The 16,048-nt window shown below is 62.0% G+C and carries 16 protein-coding genes; 4 read left to right on the forward strand and 12 right to left on the reverse strand.

Going from position 1 to position 16,048, the window contains the following annotated elements:
* The first annotated feature begins 23 nt into the window (after positions 1–23).
* Both NZ453_RS11915 and NZ453_RS11920 read left to right on the forward strand, forming a co-directional pair.
* Positions 24–413: a YajD family HNH nuclease gene (locus tag NZ453_RS11915; RefSeq protein ID WP_338051162.1), complete on the forward strand. Its 390-nt coding sequence runs from the start codon at positions 24–26 to the stop codon at positions 411–413.
* 130 nt (positions 414–543) lie between these two features.
* Entirely contained in the window at positions 544–1,293 is a 750-nt protein-coding gene (locus tag NZ453_RS11920; RefSeq protein WP_263770820.1) for a tetratricopeptide repeat protein, read from the forward strand.
* An 82-nt stretch (positions 1,294–1,375) separates the two neighbouring features.
* On the opposite strand, the gene NZ453_RS11925 is transcribed toward NZ453_RS11920, so the two are convergent.
* The 7 genes from NZ453_RS11925 to ubiU all read right to left on the reverse strand — a co-directional run bounded on the left by NZ453_RS11925 (position 1,376) and on the right by ubiU (position 7,448).
* Positions 1,376–2,197 (reverse strand): pyruvate, water dikinase regulatory protein, encoded by an 822-nt coding sequence (locus NZ453_RS11925; protein ID WP_263770821.1) that lies wholly within the window; start codon positions 2,195–2,197, stop codon positions 1,376–1,378.
* A gap of 24 nt (positions 2,198–2,221) precedes the next feature.
* Positions 2,222–2,974, reverse strand: coding sequence for an SDR family NAD(P)-dependent oxidoreductase (locus tag NZ453_RS11930; protein ID WP_263770822.1), 753 nt, complete (start codon positions 2,972–2,974; stop codon positions 2,222–2,224).
* A gap of 146 nt (positions 2,975–3,120) precedes the next feature.
* Positions 3,121–3,537 (reverse strand): ACT domain-containing protein, encoded by a 417-nt coding sequence (locus NZ453_RS11935; protein WP_263770824.1) that lies wholly within the window; start codon positions 3,535–3,537, stop codon positions 3,121–3,123.
* The gene (locus tag NZ453_RS11940) at positions 3,537–4,841 is read right to left on the reverse strand and encodes a phenylacetate--CoA ligase family protein (RefSeq protein WP_263770825.1); all 1,305 of its coding nucleotides are present in this window, start codon (positions 4,839–4,841) and stop codon (positions 3,537–3,539) included. Before NZ453_RS11940 ends, NZ453_RS11935 begins: the two co-directional genes overlap by 1 nt.
* Before the next feature lie 107 nt (positions 4,842–4,948).
* Positions 4,949–5,449 carry a ubiquinone anaerobic biosynthesis accessory factor UbiT gene (gene ubiT, locus NZ453_RS11945; RefSeq protein ID WP_263770826.1) on the reverse strand — a complete coding sequence of 167 codons (501 nt, stop codon included), beginning with the start codon at positions 5,447–5,449 and terminating at the stop codon, positions 4,949–4,951.
* A gap of 42 nt (positions 5,450–5,491) precedes the next feature.
* On the reverse strand, positions 5,492–6,415 hold the full coding sequence (locus NZ453_RS11950; protein ID WP_263770827.1) for a U32 family peptidase: 924 nt from the start codon (positions 6,413–6,415) through the stop codon (positions 5,492–5,494).
* 19 nt (positions 6,416–6,434) lie between these two features.
* Positions 6,435–7,448 carry a ubiquinone anaerobic biosynthesis protein UbiU gene (ubiU, locus tag NZ453_RS11955; protein WP_263770829.1) on the reverse strand — a complete coding sequence of 338 codons (1,014 nt, stop codon included), beginning with the start codon at positions 7,446–7,448 and terminating at the stop codon, positions 6,435–6,437.
* A 374-nt stretch (positions 7,449–7,822) separates the two neighbouring features.
* On the opposite strand from ubiU, the gene ercA reads away from it, so the two are divergent.
* Positions 7,823–8,980, forward strand: a complete 1,158-nt coding sequence (ercA, locus tag NZ453_RS11960; RefSeq protein ID WP_263770830.1) for an alcohol dehydrogenase-like regulatory protein ErcA — start codon at positions 7,823–7,825, stop codon at positions 8,978–8,980.
* Complete coding sequence (locus NZ453_RS11965; protein WP_263770831.1) at positions 8,964–11,165, forward strand: putative bifunctional diguanylate cyclase/phosphodiesterase; 2,202 nt, start codon at positions 8,964–8,966, stop codon at positions 11,163–11,165. The genes ercA and NZ453_RS11965 overlap by 17 nt, the downstream gene beginning before the upstream one ends.
* Here NZ453_RS11965 and NZ453_RS11970 read toward each other — a convergent pair.
* The 5 genes from NZ453_RS11970 to NZ453_RS11990 all read right to left on the reverse strand — a co-directional run bounded on the left by NZ453_RS11970 (position 11,162) and on the right by NZ453_RS11990 (position 16,045).
* On the reverse strand, positions 11,162–11,953 hold the full coding sequence (locus tag NZ453_RS11970) for an SDR family oxidoreductase (RefSeq protein WP_263770832.1): 792 nt from the start codon (positions 11,951–11,953) through the stop codon (positions 11,162–11,164). The two genes, NZ453_RS11965 and NZ453_RS11970, sit on opposite strands and share 4 nt — an antisense overlap.
* A gap of 29 nt (positions 11,954–11,982) precedes the next feature.
* Complete coding sequence (locus NZ453_RS11975) at positions 11,983–12,708, reverse strand: thiol:disulfide interchange protein DsbA/DsbL (RefSeq protein ID WP_263770833.1); 726 nt, start codon at positions 12,706–12,708, stop codon at positions 11,983–11,985.
* Between the two features lie 151 nt (positions 12,709–12,859).
* Positions 12,860–13,489 carry an SPOR domain-containing protein gene (locus tag NZ453_RS11980; protein WP_263770834.1) on the reverse strand — a complete coding sequence of 210 codons (630 nt, stop codon included), beginning with the start codon at positions 13,487–13,489 and terminating at the stop codon, positions 12,860–12,862.
* A gap of 37 nt (positions 13,490–13,526) precedes the next feature.
* A complete protein-coding gene (gene argS / locus NZ453_RS11985; protein ID WP_263770835.1) occupies positions 13,527–15,299 on the reverse strand; it encodes an arginine--tRNA ligase in 1,773 nt (590 codons plus the stop codon).
* A gap of 143 nt (positions 15,300–15,442) precedes the next feature.
* Positions 15,443–16,045, reverse strand: coding sequence for a YitT family protein (locus NZ453_RS11990; RefSeq protein WP_263770836.1), 603 nt, complete (start codon positions 16,043–16,045; stop codon positions 15,443–15,445).
* Positions 16,046–16,048 lie beyond the last annotated feature (3 nt).

Consider the following 16,048-nt stretch of genomic DNA (forward strand, 5'->3'; position numbering starts at 1 on the left):
AATCGGAGAATAAGGGAACAACGATGCAAGGCAACGATGCGAAACGCGCCCACGCCGACCGGATGGTGGCCGAAGCCATTCGCGCCCGGCAGACGCGCGAACAGGGATATCGTGAACAGGCGCTCAAAATCTATCCGTGGATTTGCGGCCGCTGCGCGCGCGAATTCACGCGCGAGAACCTGCAGCAGCTGACAGTGCACCATCGCGACCACAATCATGACAACAACCCCTCCGACGGCAGCAACTGGGAGTTGCTGTGCCTGTATTGCCATGACAATGAACACGCTCGCGAACTCGACGCAGCCGCGGCGAATGAGGCGGGTGCGAGTGGCAACGGGGCAGCGAAGCGTGCGCATGCGACGGCGCAACCCTTCGCCAACCTCAAGGACCTGCTGAAGAGTCGAGGCAACTAGGCCGCCTCGCCACGACGGCGGCTGCGGCCGCCCGGCATCTGCGTCGTCTCCCGAACGATTTCCGGCGCTCGATGCGCATCGCTCAATGCGGTAGCATGTGAAAAAAAACAATCCGTCATAGGGGGATGTCATGCCGATATTGATGGGGCTTGAAGTCCTTATCCAGTTTTGTTTTGCTTTCCATGTCTTGAAAACCGGGCGGCCGTACTGGTGGATTTTCATCATCATGTCGTTTCCGGTAATGGGGTGCGTCATCTACTACTTCGTCGAAGTCTTTCCCGGTTCCCGAGAACACCGGCGCGCCGACAAAACCGTACGCAAGATCGTCAAGGCCATGCAGCCGGACGCCGACCTGAAAAAACGCGCCGAAGAACTGGAAATCTGCGGCAGCGTCGACAATCGCATAGCGCTCGCCGAAGAATGCATCAACCACCAAATGTATGCCGAGGCCGTGCAGCTCTATGAAAGCTGCTTGACCGGCGCCTTCGCGTCCGACGCAACGCTTCTTTATGGATTGGCGCGGGCCTCGGTCGAGCACCGGGCATGGGACAAAGCCAAGGAAGCGATAGCGCAGCTCAAGGCCGCGGCACCCAAGTCGCGCACCCAGGAAGTCCGTTTGCTCGAGGCACGGGTCAGCGAGGGGCTTGGCGAGAATGACAGGGCGTTGGCTGTCTATCAGGAGCTGATTCCTGTGTTCGTCGGTCTCGAAGCACGTTACCGGTATGCGTCGTTTCTGGCTCAGCTAGGGAAGAACGAATCCGCGCTGGAGGTCTTCAACGAGATCGTGAAAAACTCCAAGCGCTTCGCGTCATCGCTCGAAGACGAGCAGCATTGGGCGGAAGCGGCGCGTAAAGCTGTCCTTGCCGCCGGCGGGCGTTGATCCGGTCCCGGCCGCGGAAATTCGGGGGCACCGCGGGCGCCCGGTCGCGTCAGATTCGGAGAGCGGTACGCGCTTGCGTTGCTTACGTTCCGTTCCCCGCCCGCTTTCGCAACATCTCGATGATCAGCGATGCCGTCTGCTCGATCGAACGTTGCGTGGCGTCAATTACCGGCCAGCCGCGCTGGATAAAAAGCCGGCGGGCTTCGAGCACTTCCTTGCGCAGGCATTCGAGGTCGGCGTACTCGCTATTGCCGTCGTCATTGAGATCGCGCAGCCTGGCAGCGCGCACCATCGCTAGGCGTCCGGGGGTTACCGTCAAGCCGACGATCAAGGGTTCTTTAGCTTGCAGCAGCGCGGGTGGCGGTGGAGTTCCCGGAACCAACGGCACGTTAGCGGCCTTGATGCCGCGCGATGCGAGGTACATGCAGGTCGGCGTCTTGGTCGTACGCGAGACGCCAACAAGGACAACGTCGGCTCCCTCCAAGTGTTCGCTTTCCAGGCCGTCGTCATGTGAAAGCGTGAACTTCATCGCCTCCACGCGCCGGTAGTAGTCTTCGTCGAACGCATCGCCGCTGCTGTTGTGCGTCTCGACCGGTGCGCCCGAATACTCCGACAGGCGGCTGACAAGCGGTTCGAGCGCGTAATGGCATGGAACGCCGAGTTGCCGGCAGCCTTCTTCCAGCGCGCCGCGTACGTCGCTATGCGAAATGCTGTGCAGCACGTAGCCCGGTTCGCTGGCGATCGTGCTCAGAATGTCGCCGAGTTGGTCGAGGCGGCGCACCATTTTCCACAACCGGCGTTTGACCTCGAGGTCCTCAAGCTGGGCGATCGAATTGCGGGCCAGCATTTCCACGAGTTCGCCGGAGGCGTGGGAAACCAGGTACATGACGATCGCCTTGCTCATCGGCGTATCCTCAGCATCGGCTTATTAGCGGTGGTACCCGCCGTCGAGGCGAAGCACGCTGCCGTTGATCATCACGTTCTTGATCACATGCAGGACAAGCATCGCGAATTCGGCGGGGTCGCCGAAACGGTGCGGAAACGGAATCTGCCGCGCGAGCCGCGAATCGAGATCCTTCTCGAGCGCGAACAATGTCTGCGTTCCGAACAGCCCGGGCGCGATGGCCACGACGCGAATCCCAAGCGGCCCGAGCTCACGTGCCGCCGGCAGAATCATGCTCACCACCCCGCCCTTGGAGGCGGCATAAGCGGCTTCGCCGACCTGACCTTCGTACGCCGAAACCGATGCGGTGGACAGGATCAAGCCGCGCTCGCCGGTAAGCAGCGGCGGCAGCTTCGCCATGTCGGCCGCGGCGAGCCGCATCATGTTGAACGTCGAGATCAGATTGACTTCGACGAGTTGCCGGAAGCTTTCGAGCGACATCGGGCCGTTGTCGCCGAAAATCGGCTCGAAATGGCCGCGCCCGACGCAATTGACCAGCACTCTTGCAGGTCCGTGAGCCTCCCGCGCTTTGGCGAACGCCTGCTCGGCGGACGCCGAGTCCGCGACGTCGCATTGAATCGCCAGCGCACCGATTTCGTCGGCGAGCTTCTGCATGCCTTCGGCGTCGATGTCGATCATCGCTACCTTCGCCCCGGCCTCAGCGAGATAGCGCGCCGTTTCCGCGCCAAGACCCGAAGCCGCCCCGGTCACCACGGCCGGGCACTCCCACAAATCCATCAAATTCTCCAGTCGTTCGCCGCGGCCTCTCTGGCTCCACGGGCATCTTGAGGACGATTATGCGGGCTCTTGGCGCGACCCGCAAACCACACCGTCAAGCGATCCGCCGTGCGGTGCCTGGTGGGCAGAACGTCTATCGAATGAGATCAGAGCGATGGCGCAGTGTTCGGCCCGTGGTCTTTGAGCACGCGCAGGCCGGTCGCCACGTCGGCCACTTTCACGACGATGACGGCCTTGTTTACCTTGTGCTCAAGCGAGGCGTACAGGTACTCGATGTCGATCCCCTGGTCGCGAAAAAGGCCCATGATGCGGGCGAGGGCACCCGGTTTGTCCGGCACTTCGACGGCGATCACGTCGGTTTCGCGGGCAGTGAAGCCGGCATTCTTGAGCAGGGTCACGGCCTCGTCCGGTTTGTCAGCAACCATGCGCAGGATGCCGAAATCGGCGGTATCGGCCACTGAGATCGCGCGCAGGTTGATCTTTGCGTCGGCGAGCAGCTCGGTGATGTCAGCCAGTCGTCCGGCGCTGTTTTCCATGAAGATCGATATCTGCTTGATGATCATCAGATGGTCCTCCTGTCGATGATGCGCTGCGCCTTGCCCTCGCTGCGTGCGATCGTGCGAGGCTCGACGAGCTTGATGTTGGCCATGATGCCGAGTTCGCTCTTCAGTTCGTTGCGAATGCGCTGCCGGAGTTGTTCCATCGCGCGTGTGACGTCGGAGAAAACCGCTTCCTCGACTTCCACCTGGATTTCGATTTCGTCGAGGTGCGTGGCACCGCGATCGATGACGATCTGATAGTGTGGCTGCGTTCCCTCGATGCGCATGAGCACGTTCTCGATCTGCGACGGGAAGCAGTTGACGCCGCGGATGATCATCATGTCGTCGGTGCGACCGAGCAGGCGGTGGATACGTACGGAGGTTCGTCCGCAAGCGCAGGTATCGCGCATCAGGTAGGTGATGTCGCGGGTACGGTAGCGCAGGAGCGGAGTCCCTTCGCGGCGCAAGGCGGTAATCACAAGTTCGCCCTTCTCGCCGTCGGGCAGGACCTCGCCCGTGTGTGGATCGATGATCTCGGGGTAGAAGCAGTCCTCGTTGAAGTGCTGGCCGTTTTTGTGCTCGCACTCGGCGGCGACACCGGGACCGATGAGTTCGGTGAGGCCGTAGATGTCGTGCGCGCTGATGTCGAGCTTGCTCTCGATCTCGACGCGCATGTTCTCGCTCCACGGCTCAGCGCCGAAACATCCGGCCTTGAGCGGGAGTTCGCGGAAGTCGATACCCTCCTCGTGCGCTGCCTCCGCCAAAAAGAGGGAGTACGAGGGCGTGCAGGTGAGCAGCGTTGCGCCGAAGTCGCGCATGACCTTCAATTGCCGGCGCGTATTACCGGAAGAAATCGGCAGGATGTTGGCGCCGATACGTCGCGCTCCGTAGTGGACGCCAAGACCGCCGGTGAACAGGCCGTAGCCGTAACCGTTCTGCACCGTGTCGTCTTTCGTGCAGCCGGCCATCGACAGGGTGCGCGCCATGACGTCCGACCACATGTCGATGTCGGCTTCGGTATAGGCGCCGACCACCGGGGTGCCGGTGGTTCCGGACGAGGTGTGAATCTCCACCAGCTCGGAGCGGTCGCAAGCGAGCAACCCATAGGGGTAGGTCTGGCGAAGCTCGTCCTTGGTGGTGAACGGGATCTTCGCGATGTCCTTCAGGCTTGCGATCGTGTCTGGCGTGACGCCCGCGCCTTCCAACTTGTTGCGATAAAACGGTACCCGCGCGTAGACCCTTTCGACGGTCTTCTGCAAGCGTTCAAGCTGTAGTTTCCGGCGCGACTCGTGCGAAGCGCACTCGATTTCCTTGTTCCAGATCGGCATGCGATGACTCCCCTGATGGCGTAATTCTTTTCGTTCTCGCCGCCCACCTTACCTTTTATTCCAGTGGGGCCGGTGTCGCCCGCCGCTACAGCGCGGGTGGGTCCGCTTCAACGACTCGACGTGGCGAACCCCGGAAAGTGCGGCAGCTTCGGCCACTCGACCGCGTCGAGCATGTTCTTGACGACGAGGCCGAGTTCCGTGTCGCCCTCGATCGTCAGCTGCCGATTGAAAAACAGCGTGTCGGGATCTTCCTGGCGCGCCACGAGCTGCAGGAAGGCTGACAGGTTGGCGCGGAACACGAGGTCGTCCACAACGGTCGCTCCCTCACTGGTGGCGGGGGAACCGGTTTTGAACAGCGGCCGGAACAATCCGCCGCGGAAGGTGAAGCGCGCATGGCTGCCGGTGTCGAGCACCTCGACGAGAAAAGTTTTGCCTTCGAGCAACTCGAGACTGTCCTCGGGCAGCAGTCTCATTTTTACCGCGGCGTTGAGCCCGGTGGTCAGGACGACGGCGTGCGGCCATTGCGGCAGTTTGGCGCCGACGGCCGAAACGAAGGTCGGGAGCTTGAAGCTCGGAATGGTGAATGACTTCGGAAAGCTCTCGAACATGTGTTCCTCCTTGCTTGGGCCGCGGCTTGTCACCGCCGCCCGTTATCGTTGTGCGTCTTGCAGTTCCGCGAGCGCCGCATGATGATGCGCGGCGATCCCCGCGTCGCCGAACCAATAGCCGTCAACCATACCCGCGTTCGCCCAGCCGCTCATGTCAGGGACAGTCGTTTCACCCCGACGCGCGGCGTCAAAGGCGGCAACGACCTCGGCCGTGTGCTTCGGCTGCGGGCTGAGGCGGACGACGTCGATGCCCATCTGCAGCATGTCCGGGATCTCGGCCAGCAGATTATAGGTCTGTGCCGACATTGTCTGGATGCCGTTGATGGCGAGGAAGGGCTGGCCTTCGCGCGTCTTCAGCGTCATCGCCTCCGGATGGTCCAGGCACTTGAACTGACAGTCGTCCTTGTTGAGGTTGTAGTGACGCGCCGTGAAGCATCGTGCCGAAAATGCCAAGGGCAGCTTTCCGTAGGCGAACACCTCGGTTTCCACTCCGGTCGGGCGACTCGCGTGCAGGGCCTCGATAAGTGATCGGCCGCTCTCCAGCGGCGGCACCCAACGGCGCAGTCCGTAGCGATGGAAGGTGGCGAGCGTCGCCGCGTTATAGATGTTGAGATGCGGGCCGGCGACGAATGGACGCCCGGCCGCTACGTTAACCGCGCCGAGATCGTTGGCTTCGAGGGTGCAGCCGTTCAACTCGCCGAGTTCGCCAATCACGCGCCGCAGCGCCTTGAGATCGCTTTCCGATTCGAGCAGGGCCTGGGCCGAGACGACGACTTCCTTGCCGGCGTCGGTCAAATCGCGCGCCAAGCCGATCCAGTCGGCGACACGCAGCTGCTGCCGGCGCGAGCAGACCACCTCGCCGACGTAAATAATGTCGATGGCGTCGATCTGCGCCATCTCGGCGTAGAACTCGAGCACTTCCTGTTTAGGCCAGAAGTAGAGAAGGGGGCCGAGAGCGATTTTCATGAGCGGGCTCCGGAGAGTATCAGCGCCAAGGCCGGTTGTAGGCCCCGAGCGTCGCCTGAACGCCCTCGGAAACCTTGGCGAGCTCGGTTTGCCAAGTGGGCTTGACCTTGAAATGATCGACGTCGCGGCCGAGCTCGTCGAGTGCGGCGCGCAGCGTGCGCGTTACCTGTGCCACGTAGGCCGGACTGCGCTGGCGGCCCTCAACCTTGATCGCCGAGACGCCGATCTTGACGATCTCGGGCAGGATTTCCAGCACGTTCAGGCTGGTCGGTTCTTCGAGCGCGTAGTACGTTTCGCCGTTGACCTCGAAGCGTCCCTTGCACAGCGTTGGGTAGCCGGCAGGCTCGTTGTCGTCGTAGCGGTCGATCAGGATGCCGTTGAGTCGGGTGTTCATCTGCCCAGGCGCCTTCTCCCACTTGACGAACTTGGCCGGCGAACACGCGCCGACCGTGTTCGGCGATTCGCCTGTGGCGTACGAGGAAAGCCAGCAGCGGCCCTCGTTCATCACGCACAGGCTGCCAAAACCGAAGACTTCGATCTCGACGCTGGTGTTCTTGATGACGAGTTCGACCTGGGCGAGCGTGAGCACGCGTGGCAGCACGGCCCGCCGTACGCCGAACTCGCGTTGGGCGAAGTTGACCGCCTCGTAACTCGTCGCCGACCCCTGCACGGAAAGATGTAGGCGCAGGTCAGGATGACGTTTACTGGCGTAATCAAGGAGCCCTACGTCGGCCAGGATCACGGCGTCGACCCCCAGATCGGCGGCGCCATCGACCGCGCGGCGCCATTCGGCTTCGCGGCCCGGCTGCGGGAACGTATTGATCGCCATGAGCACATGCCGGCCACGCGCATGCGCGTAGCGGATGCCTTCGATCATCGCTTTTTCGTCGAAATTGAGTCCCGCGAAGTTTCGCGCGTTGGTGCTGTTCTTGTAGCCGAAATAGACGGTGTCGGCGCCGTTGTCGACCGCGGCCTTGAGCGCCGGGAGGCTGCCGGCCGGGCACACGAGCTCGGGTAATTTGATTTGAGGCATGAATGTTCTTCGCCTAGGGAAGCCTTCAAGTATACCGGCGGCCCACCGAAACCGCATGATTTCGATCAAGTTTCGAGAGTTTTCGCGCGTATCCGCTGTCCCTCGACGGAAGATCGACAGCGGTTATGACGGTACATTCTGTACGGTAGTAGGCAAGGAGTTTTATGCAGGGAGGTCGTAGCACCTTGCCTTGCCGAATTGACGGGCCTGGAGGCCAGCCGTCTGGATGCCTAAATGAAACCGTATCGTATTTCCTGGATTTCGGCCGACTAATTGTTATCCTTAATTCACGGGTACGAGAGACGCAGAAATCGAGTCGGCCGGAGGAAGCGCCGGGTGTGTCAGCCGGGCTCCGCGGGGCCAAGGAAGAAGCCATGCCGCTATACGAATTGCGCAAGTTCGTGGTCCCCGAGTTCATCTTTGGCGTCGGAGCGCGATGGCGGCTCGGCTACTACGCGCGGACCATGATGGCGCGGCGCGTTTTCATCGTGAGCGATCCCGGAGTCATTGCAGCCGGGTGGACCCAACAGGTCCGCGACGCTTTGGCGGAGGTCGGGATCGCGTCGACTGTCTTCAGTGACGTCTCTCCCAACTCCAAAGACGACGAAGTCATGGCCGGGGCGGCCATGTATGCGGCCGAACGTTGCGACGTGATCGTCGCCGTGGGCGGCGGCAGTGTCATCGACTGTGCCAAAGCGATCGCGATCGTACATGCCAATAACTGCCATGTACGGGCTTTCGAAGGAGTCGATCGAGTTGAAAAGCCGGGTCCGCCCCTGATCTGCATTCCAACGACGGCCGGGGCGTCCGCCGACATTTCCCAGTTCTGCATCGTCCTGAACTCGGCCGAGCGGTACAAGATGGCGATCATCAGCAAGACGGTGATTCCGGACGTCGCTCTTGTCGACCCGGAAACGACGGTCACGATGGATTCGTATCTGACCGCGTGTACCGGCATCGACGCCCTCACGCACGCGATCGAAGCCTTTGCGTCCACCGCGAGTTCGCCGATCGCCGATGTGCATGCGCTGGCTGCGATCCGCCTTATTTGGGCCAACCTGGGGCAGGCCGTGCGCGAGCCGCATTTGATGCCGGCACGCGAGAACATGGCTTTGGGCAGCCTGCAAGCCGGGATCGCGTTTTCAAATGCCAGCCTTGGCGCCGTGCATGCGCTTGCCCATTCACTCGGCGGGTTCCTCGATCTGCCGCACGGCGAGTGCAACGCGCTATTGCTCGAGCACGTCGTTCGTTTCAATGCGCCAACGGCTCCGGAGCGTTATCGGCAGATCGGCGAAGCGATGGAGCTTGATTTGCGCGGGGCGAGCAGCCAGATACTGACCGAGCAGGTCTCACAAGCTTTGTCGACGTTCCGAAATCGGGTCGGCATAGTCGGCGGGCTAGCGGCGCGAGGCGTGTCCGCGGCCGTCATTCCCGATCTTGCCGCTCACGCAGTCAAGGACGCGTGCATCGTCACCAACCCGAAGTACGCGAACCTCGACGACGTCAAGGCCATTTATGGTGAAGCCCTCTGACCCTAACGACTGGGAAGCTCGGCGGACCGACATCGTCGGGCTTGGCGAGCGCTCGTTCCACAAGAGCTATTACCCCCAGTTGCGCGAGAATGTTGAGCGGTTGGAACGGTTTCGCGCACTGCTCGATCGCACGACGGACTTCGTGCTCCTCGTTGCTTTGCCGGAGGGCACGGTCACGGACGCCAATGCGGCCGTCGGCGGACTGCTGGGCGAGCCCGTCGAGGCACTAATCGGGCGTCCGGTGGCGGCGCTCGGCTTGGGCGACGGCCTGCAGATCCTCAATGTCCTCAAGCGCGAGACCGAGCGGTCCGGCACCGATTACGAGGCGCCCAGCCATTCGGTGGCCGTCCGCTTTATCCCGCCCCAAGCGGAAGCGGCGGTCCGTCTCGAATTCACGTATCGGGTGGCGGTCGTCGACGGCCGTCCATATGGTGTCATGGTCGGCCGTGACGTTACCGAGCGCGAACGCCACCATGAGATGGTGACTGCGTTACTGGCGGAAAAGGAGGCGCTGCTCGAAAACGCCCTGGTCGGCATCATCATGGTTCAACAACGGCGGATTGTTTCGGCCAACCGGCGCTTCGCCGAGATCTTCGGCTACGCGCCGGCCGAGCTCATCGGCCGGTCGACCCGCCTGCTCTTCGAGTCGGAAGAGGCTTTCGCGGCCTTCGGTGTTGAAGCCTACCGTTCGCTGATCGGCGGGCAAAGCCTGACCGCCTCCGTTTCGATGCGACGCGCCGACGGCCGGCAATTCTGGTGCGAGCTGACGGGCAGCGCGCTTGATCCTCTGCAGCCGGAGGAAGCGAGCATCTGGATTTTTACCGACATCACCGAACGCAAACTCGCCGAGGAACGCGCCAATTTCCTCTCCTACCACGACACGATGACCGGCCTGCCCAACCAGGCGTTACTGCAGGACCGCCTGCAGCAGGCGATCGCGTTCGCCCACCGCAGCGGTACGAAAGTGGCGCTGATGGTTCTCGACATGGACCGCTTCAAGGCGGTCAACGATTTTCTCGGGCATACGGCAGGCAATACGGCGCTGATTGCGGTTGCCGATCGACTCAAGAACGCCGTGCGCGGTTCAGACACCATCAGCCGCCAAGGCGGCGATGAATTCCTGCTGCTGCTCACCAACCTGGCGCAACCCGACGCGATCGTTACCTTTCTTGGGGAATTGGCGGCGACGTTCCGCGAGCCGTTCAGGATCGAGGGCCACAGCATTGCGATCACGGCGTCGGTCGGTGTCGCCGTGTACCCGGAGGATGGCGCAGACTTTGCGACGCTGCACCGCAAGGCCGACATGGCGATGTATCGCGCCAAGGAGGCCGGGCGCAACGCCTACCGTTTCTTCAACGAAGAAATGAACGATGCGGTGGTCGAGCAAGCCGCCTTGTACTCGGGGTTGCTGCGTGCACTGGAAATGCATCAGTTCGTGCTCTGCTTCCAGCCGCAGATCGACATCGCTACCGGCAATCTCGTTGCTGCCGAGGCTCTCATTCGGTGGAATCATCCCGATCTTGGGCTGGTCTCGCCGGGCCGCTTTATTCCGGTGGCCGAGGAGACGGGTCTGATCGTCGATATCGGCGCTTGGGTGCTGCGCGAAGCTTGCGTTGAGGCCGCCCGCTGGCGCGAATCGGGATTCACGCATCCGGTGGTGGCGGTTAACTTGTCGGCGTTGCAGTTCAAGCGTGGCGATATCGAGCGTGCGGTCAGCGAGGCGCTGGAGGCTTCAGGATTGCAGCCGGAAATGCTTGAACTCGAGCTCACCGAATCGATCCTGATCAGCGATACCGAGAACGTTCTCTCTACGGTCAAGCGCTTGAAGCAGCTCGGGATCCGCTTGTCGATCGACGATTTCGGCACCGGTTACTCGAGTCTTTCGTACCTCAAGCGCTTCGAGGTCGACAAGCTCAAGATCGACCAGTCTTTCATACGCGATCTCGCCTCCAACTCCGAGGACGCCGCCATTGTGCGCGCGGTGATCCAGATGGCGCATGGCCTGGGGCTGCGCACGGTGGCTGAAGGTGTAGAGACCGACGCCGTACTCGAGTACTTGCGCGCGATTCAATGCGATGAATCGCAAGGCTATCTGCATGCCCGGCCGATGCCGGCGGCAGACTTTATCGCCTATTGCCGGGCGCACAACGGCGTGCCGCTTGGCGACGACGGGGAGACGGACTAGAGAACGCGCGGCTTGCGCGGAGCGTTGGCGAACAGGCGGTCGTACACGGCGTTCGGCAACAGACGCAGAAACTTGGCGACGATCCCCATTTGCCAAGGGATGACCGCATAGCTTACGCCGCGCTCGATGGCACGCGCGAAACGTCGTGCAGCCTCGTCGGCGGGTAGCAAGAAGGGCATCGGATACGGGTTGACCGCCGTCATCGGCGTCCGAATGTAGCCCGGCGCGATCGTCACCACCTTGATCCCCGAGGGGCGCATTTCGAGGCGCAGGCTTTCCAAATACGTAATGGCGGCCGATTTCGAGGCGCTATAGGCTTCGGCACCGGGCAATCCACGAATCCCCGCGACCGATGCGATGCCGACCAAGCGTCCCGGAAGGCCGGCCCGCGCTTTCTCCCGCATGGCTTCGATGAACGGCGCGAACGTTGCCGCCATGCCATAGACGTTGGTATCGAAGATGCGCCGGATGATGGCCAGATCTTCCTTGCATTCGGTGAGCGTCCCGGACGACACGCCGGCGTTGGCGATGACAATGTCCGGGATGCCGGTGGTAGCAATGAAGTCAACCGCCGCCGCGTCGAGTGCGGCAGCGTCCGCGACATCGAGGGGATAGCAGGCGACCCGCTGAGCACCCAGCTGCATCAGTTTTCCAGATAGGGTCTGTAGCGTCTCGCTACGCCTTGCCGCCAGACCGAGTACCGCGCCGTGCGCCGCATAGTGGCTCGCCAGCGCCTCGCCGATTCCAGACGAGGCGCCGGTGATAAAGACGATCGGAGAAGCAGCCACGTGCGCGGCCGGATTCCGGCTCCGGCTTCCTATTTCTTGCCGGCCGCAACCGGGGCGCCGGAACCGCCTGACTTGCCGGTTCCCGCCGCCGTATTGCGGTCCGCGCGTGCTTTGGCGACGACGCGATCGGTAAGCGCAAGGAGGTCGGGGAAGTTCTTCACATCCTGCCCAGTGACCAGGTAACGACCGTCGACGACCAGGGCGGGAACGCCCCGAATTCGTGCCGCCTGGGCCAGCTGATCGCCCCGCTTGGCTTTACTGACGACCCCGAACGAGTTGTAGGCCGCCGTGAATTTCTTCTCGTCGATACCCTGCGACGTGGCCCATTGAATGATGCTCTTGTCGTCGATCAGCTTCAGGCCCTGTTCATGGATCGCCTTGAAGACCGCGGCGTCGAGCCGCTCCAGTTCGCCGACCGCTTCCAGCGTGTAATAGAGTTTGGCCATCAGTTGGTAGAACGGATTGCCGAAACCGACCGGGACCCGCCGCAACGTCACGTCGGCGGGCAGCTTTCCAGCCCAGCGCACCAAGTGCGGATTGAGCTCGGCGCAATGTGGGCAAGCATATGAGAAAAACTCGAGAACCTCGATCTTCGAGGGGTCATCGGTCGGTTGCACGGGGTCGACGAGCACGTAGTCGCGACCGACCGTCAGTTGCTGGGCCGTGGCGGGGACGGCGCCGAGCAGCAGGAGCACGGCTCCGAGCCACATCAGGGGCAGGCTTACGAACCACCGGGACACACGCGTACGCATCATCAATCTCTCTCCTTCGAAGCCAATTCAAATATAAAGTGTCCGAGCGGGCCGCCGATCTCGCCAGCGTACCCTCCGTTGGACTTTCAATCCCCGGTGTTTGGCCCTTTATCCTGCGGTTCCCATTGCTCCAAGACCGCTTGTTGTTCGTCTCTCAATCCTTCTTCACGACGTTGGCGTCTATTCCCTGCTTGGCGAGGTCCGAGCGAACGCTGTTTACCTCCTCCATCCGCTTGAAGGGGCCGATGCGTACGCGGTACCACGTCTTATCCTGCAGCATCACCTGCTGAACCGACGCTTCGACGCCGGCGAGGGCCAGCTTGGCCTTCTGGTTGTCCGCATCCGATGCATTCTGGAAGGAACCGGTTTGCAGATACAGCGGCTCCTTCAGCACGTCATCTTTGCCTTTGACCGCGGCCGGCTGCTTTTGATCGGTGGGTTTGGCGTCGGCCGCTTTCGGGTCAGGAATCGCCTCGGCATTGCCGGGGAGAATCTTGTAGAAATCGAAGCGTGGCTTGTCGCCATTCTGCGGAACGGGGTCGCCGGGCTTGCCCGGGAGGGCGGCCGGATTCTGGGCGACCGGCTGTTTCGGGGCCGTCGTTGGCGGTGCCACCGGCGGACTCGGTTGTCCCTTGTTGCTGAACGGCATCGGTGTCTTGAAGATGTACCAGACGACGCCGGCCGCAACCAAAACGCCAATGACAAGACCGACAAAAAGGCCGACCAGCGTGCCGCCGCCTGAGCGGCTACGGGTTGTTGCTCCCCGGCTCTTGCGGGGTTTCATGTCGCGACTCATGGGTTCTCTCTATTGAGGTAGCGGCTTACATCGACTCAGGGCAACTGACGCCGAGAAGCGCCAAGCCGTTCCGGATTACCTGGCGCACCGCGGCCGCGAGAGCGACACGAGCGGTTCTTAAGGCCACGTCGTCGACCAGCATGCGCTCCGCATTGTAATAACTGTGGAATTCGGCGGCCAAATCCTTGAGGTAGAAAGCCACCATGTGCGGTGCCAGATCTTCCGCCGCGGATTCGATGATTTCGGGAAACTCGCTGAGCTTGGCGGCAAGCGCGAGTTCGCGCGGGTTATCCAGACGGGAGAAATCGGCGTCGCGCAGCGCGGCTTCGGCTTCCGCGTCGCCTCCCCATTGTGCAAGCACTGAGCAGACGCGCGCATGGGCGTACTGAATGTAGTACACGGGGTTCTCGTTGGTCTGGCTTTTCGCCAGGTCGAGGTCGAAGTCGAGATGCTGGTCCGACTTGCGCAGCACGTAGAAGAAGCGGCAGGCGTCATTGCCCACTTCATCGCGCAACGTACGCAGCGTGACGAATTCGCCCGACCGCGTCGACATCGATGCTTTCTGCCCATTGCGATAGAGGACGGCGAACTGAACCAGCGCGACGTCGAGGACGTCCGGGTCGAGTTCGAGCGCCGCCAGCGCGCCCTTTACCCGCGGAATGTAACCATGGTGGTCGGCGCCCCAGATGTTGATGATGCGCTCGAAGCCGCGCTCGTATTTGTTCAGGTGGTAAGCGATGTCGGAGGCGAAGTAGGTGTACAGGCCGTTGTCGCGTTGAACGACGCGGTCCTTCTCGTCGCCGAAGGCGGTCGATTTGAACCACTTGGCGCCGTTCTGTTCGTACAGGTGGCCCGCTTTATCCAGGCGGTCGATGCAACGTTCGACGAGGCCGGTTTCGAACAACGACATTTCGGAGAACCAGACATCGTAGTGCACGCCGAACTCCTCGAGATCGCTGCGGCAGTCCTCGAGTTGCTCGTTGAGCACATGGTCGTGCACGTAGGCCCAATCGTCACCGAGGAGCTTCTTGGCGTTGGCAATCAGCGTGTCGAGATGGACTTCGCGCTGCGCCTTGGCCTCGTCGTCGCCGCGCGACGCGTCTGGCAGGCCCGGCGTTCCTTGCGTTACGGCGGAAGCGGCACGTACGAATTTGTTGCCGTGAGCGGCCCTCATCTGCTCGGCCATTGCAATGACGTAATCGCCCTGGTACGCATTGGGCGGGAACTGAATGCGCTCTCCGTACGAGTCGAGATAGCGCAACCACGCGGAGACCGCGAGGATGTCCATCTGGCGCCCGGCGTCGTTTACGTAGTACTCGCGCGTCACGTCCCAGCCGGCGTAAGCCATCAGGCTTGAGAGACTGGCGCCGTAAGCCGCGCCGCGCCCGTGACCGACATGCAGTGGCCCGGTCGGATTGGCGGAAACGAATTCGATTTGCAGCTTCTTGTTGCCGCCTGCCTGCGAACGCCCGAAGACATCGCCGAGCGTCAGTACGCTGCGTACCACTTCGAGTTTGGCCGCTGGCAGGAGGTGAAAGTTGATAAACCCGGCGCCGGCGATTTCGGCTTTGGCGACGAACGGCGAGCTAGGAATTTCGCCGAGCAGCAGTTTTGCCAGATCGCGCGGGCTACGCTTCATCGCGCGCGCCAATTGCATCGCGAGATTGCAGGCGAAATCGCCGTGTGCGGCCTGTTTCGGACGTTCGATAACGATGGCCGTGTCAGCTTGATCGGGCGCCACGCTGAGCAGCGCCGTGTGCATCAGATCGGCGAGATGGGCTTTGATGTCGTGAGTCATCGCTTGTTTGCTTTAGTGTGAATGGAGCGAACCGGAGATTATACGATGCCCCGCGCAACCGGCGTCCGGGGCGGGGACGAACGGCGCAAGCTGGCATCGGGCAGAGAGCAGTCTCTCAATCGCCGAGGGGAACGTAGTCTCGCTCACTGCCCGAAATAACGACCGGGTCGGTGATTAATGGTGAGAACCATGTTGAGTGCGAGTACGCCAAGAATCGACAAGGCGACCCGCAGCGGCGAAACGACGAACAAGGCGCCGCCAACGATCAGGGCATCGGCGATCATTTGCAGGGTCCCGGCACGCCAGCCGCGTCTTTTTTGCAGATAAAACGCCAGGACGCCAATACCGCCGAGGCTGGCCTGATGCCGGATCAGCATCAGCAAGCCGGCGCCGGCGAGCAACCCGCCGAGAACCGCGGCGAAAGTAGGGTTGATGCTCGCGATGTCGATCCAGTGCGGTAGCCATTCGCTGTAGAGCGAGAGGAGGGCTACCGCGCAGAACGTCTTGATCGTGAACGTTCTGCCCATCGCCAGCAGGCCGAAGACGTAGAACGGAATGTTGATGACGAAATAGAGCAGGCCAAACGACATTCCGGTTGCATAGTGGGCAAGAAATGCGAGTCCCGGCGAACCGCCCGTGAGCAGTCCGGCTTGCTTGAAGAGAACGATGGCGAACGCGACAAGCAGCGTACCGGTGAGCAGCGCCTGAGCGTCTTCGAGCAGCGAATGGGCGGGTTGGTGAGTCATCTT

Origin of the sequence: Propionivibrio soli, assembly GCF_025770765.1 — a bacterium.
Classification (GTDB): Bacteria; Pseudomonadota; Gammaproteobacteria; order Burkholderiales; family Rhodocyclaceae; genus Propionivibrio; species Propionivibrio soli.

Bases quoted from the DNA above. Each gene is read 5' to 3' on its own strand.
- NZ453_RS11915 (WP_338051162.1), top strand. From the start codon at position 24: ATGCAAGGCAACGATGCGAAACGCGCCCACGCCGACCGGATGGTGGCC.
- NZ453_RS11920 (WP_263770820.1), top strand. From the start codon at position 544: ATGCCGATATTGATGGGGCTTGAAGTCCTTATCCAGTTTTGTTTTGCT.
- NZ453_RS11925 (WP_263770821.1), bottom strand. From the start codon at position 2,197: ATGAGCAAGGCGATCGTCATGTACCTGGTTTCCCACGCCTCCGGCGAA.
- NZ453_RS11930 (WP_263770822.1), bottom strand. From the start codon at position 2,974: ATGGATTTGTGGGAGTGCCCGGCCGTGGTGACCGGGGCGGCTTCGGGT.
- NZ453_RS11935 (WP_263770824.1), bottom strand. From the start codon at position 3,537: ATGATCATCAAGCAGATATCGATCTTCATGGAAAACAGCGCCGGACGA.
- NZ453_RS11940 (WP_263770825.1), bottom strand. From the start codon at position 4,841: ATGCCGATCTGGAACAAGGAAATCGAGTGCGCTTCGCACGAGTCGCGC.
- ubiT (WP_263770826.1), bottom strand. From the start codon at position 5,449: ATGTTCGAGAGCTTTCCGAAGTCATTCACCATTCCGAGCTTCAAGCTC.
- NZ453_RS11950 (WP_263770827.1), bottom strand. From the start codon at position 6,415: ATGAAAATCGCTCTCGGCCCCCTTCTCTACTTCTGGCCTAAACAGGAA.
- ubiU (WP_263770829.1), bottom strand. From the start codon at position 7,448: ATGCCTCAAATCAAATTACCCGAGCTCGTGTGCCCGGCCGGCAGCCTC.
- ercA (WP_263770830.1), top strand. From the start codon at position 7,823: ATGCCGCTATACGAATTGCGCAAGTTCGTGGTCCCCGAGTTCATCTTT.
- NZ453_RS11965 (WP_263770831.1), top strand. From the start codon at position 8,964: ATGGTGAAGCCCTCTGACCCTAACGACTGGGAAGCTCGGCGGACCGAC.
- NZ453_RS11975 (WP_263770833.1), bottom strand. From the start codon at position 12,708: ATGATGCGTACGCGTGTGTCCCGGTGGTTCGTAAGCCTGCCCCTGATG.
- NZ453_RS11980 (WP_263770834.1), bottom strand. From the start codon at position 13,489: ATGAAACCCCGCAAGAGCCGGGGAGCAACAACCCGTAGCCGCTCAGGC.
- argS (WP_263770835.1), bottom strand. From the start codon at position 15,299: ATGACTCACGACATCAAAGCCCATCTCGCCGATCTGATGCACACGGCG.
- NZ453_RS11990 (WP_263770836.1), bottom strand. From the start codon at position 16,045: ATGACTCACCAACCCGCCCATTCGCTGCTCGAAGACGCTCAGGCGCTG.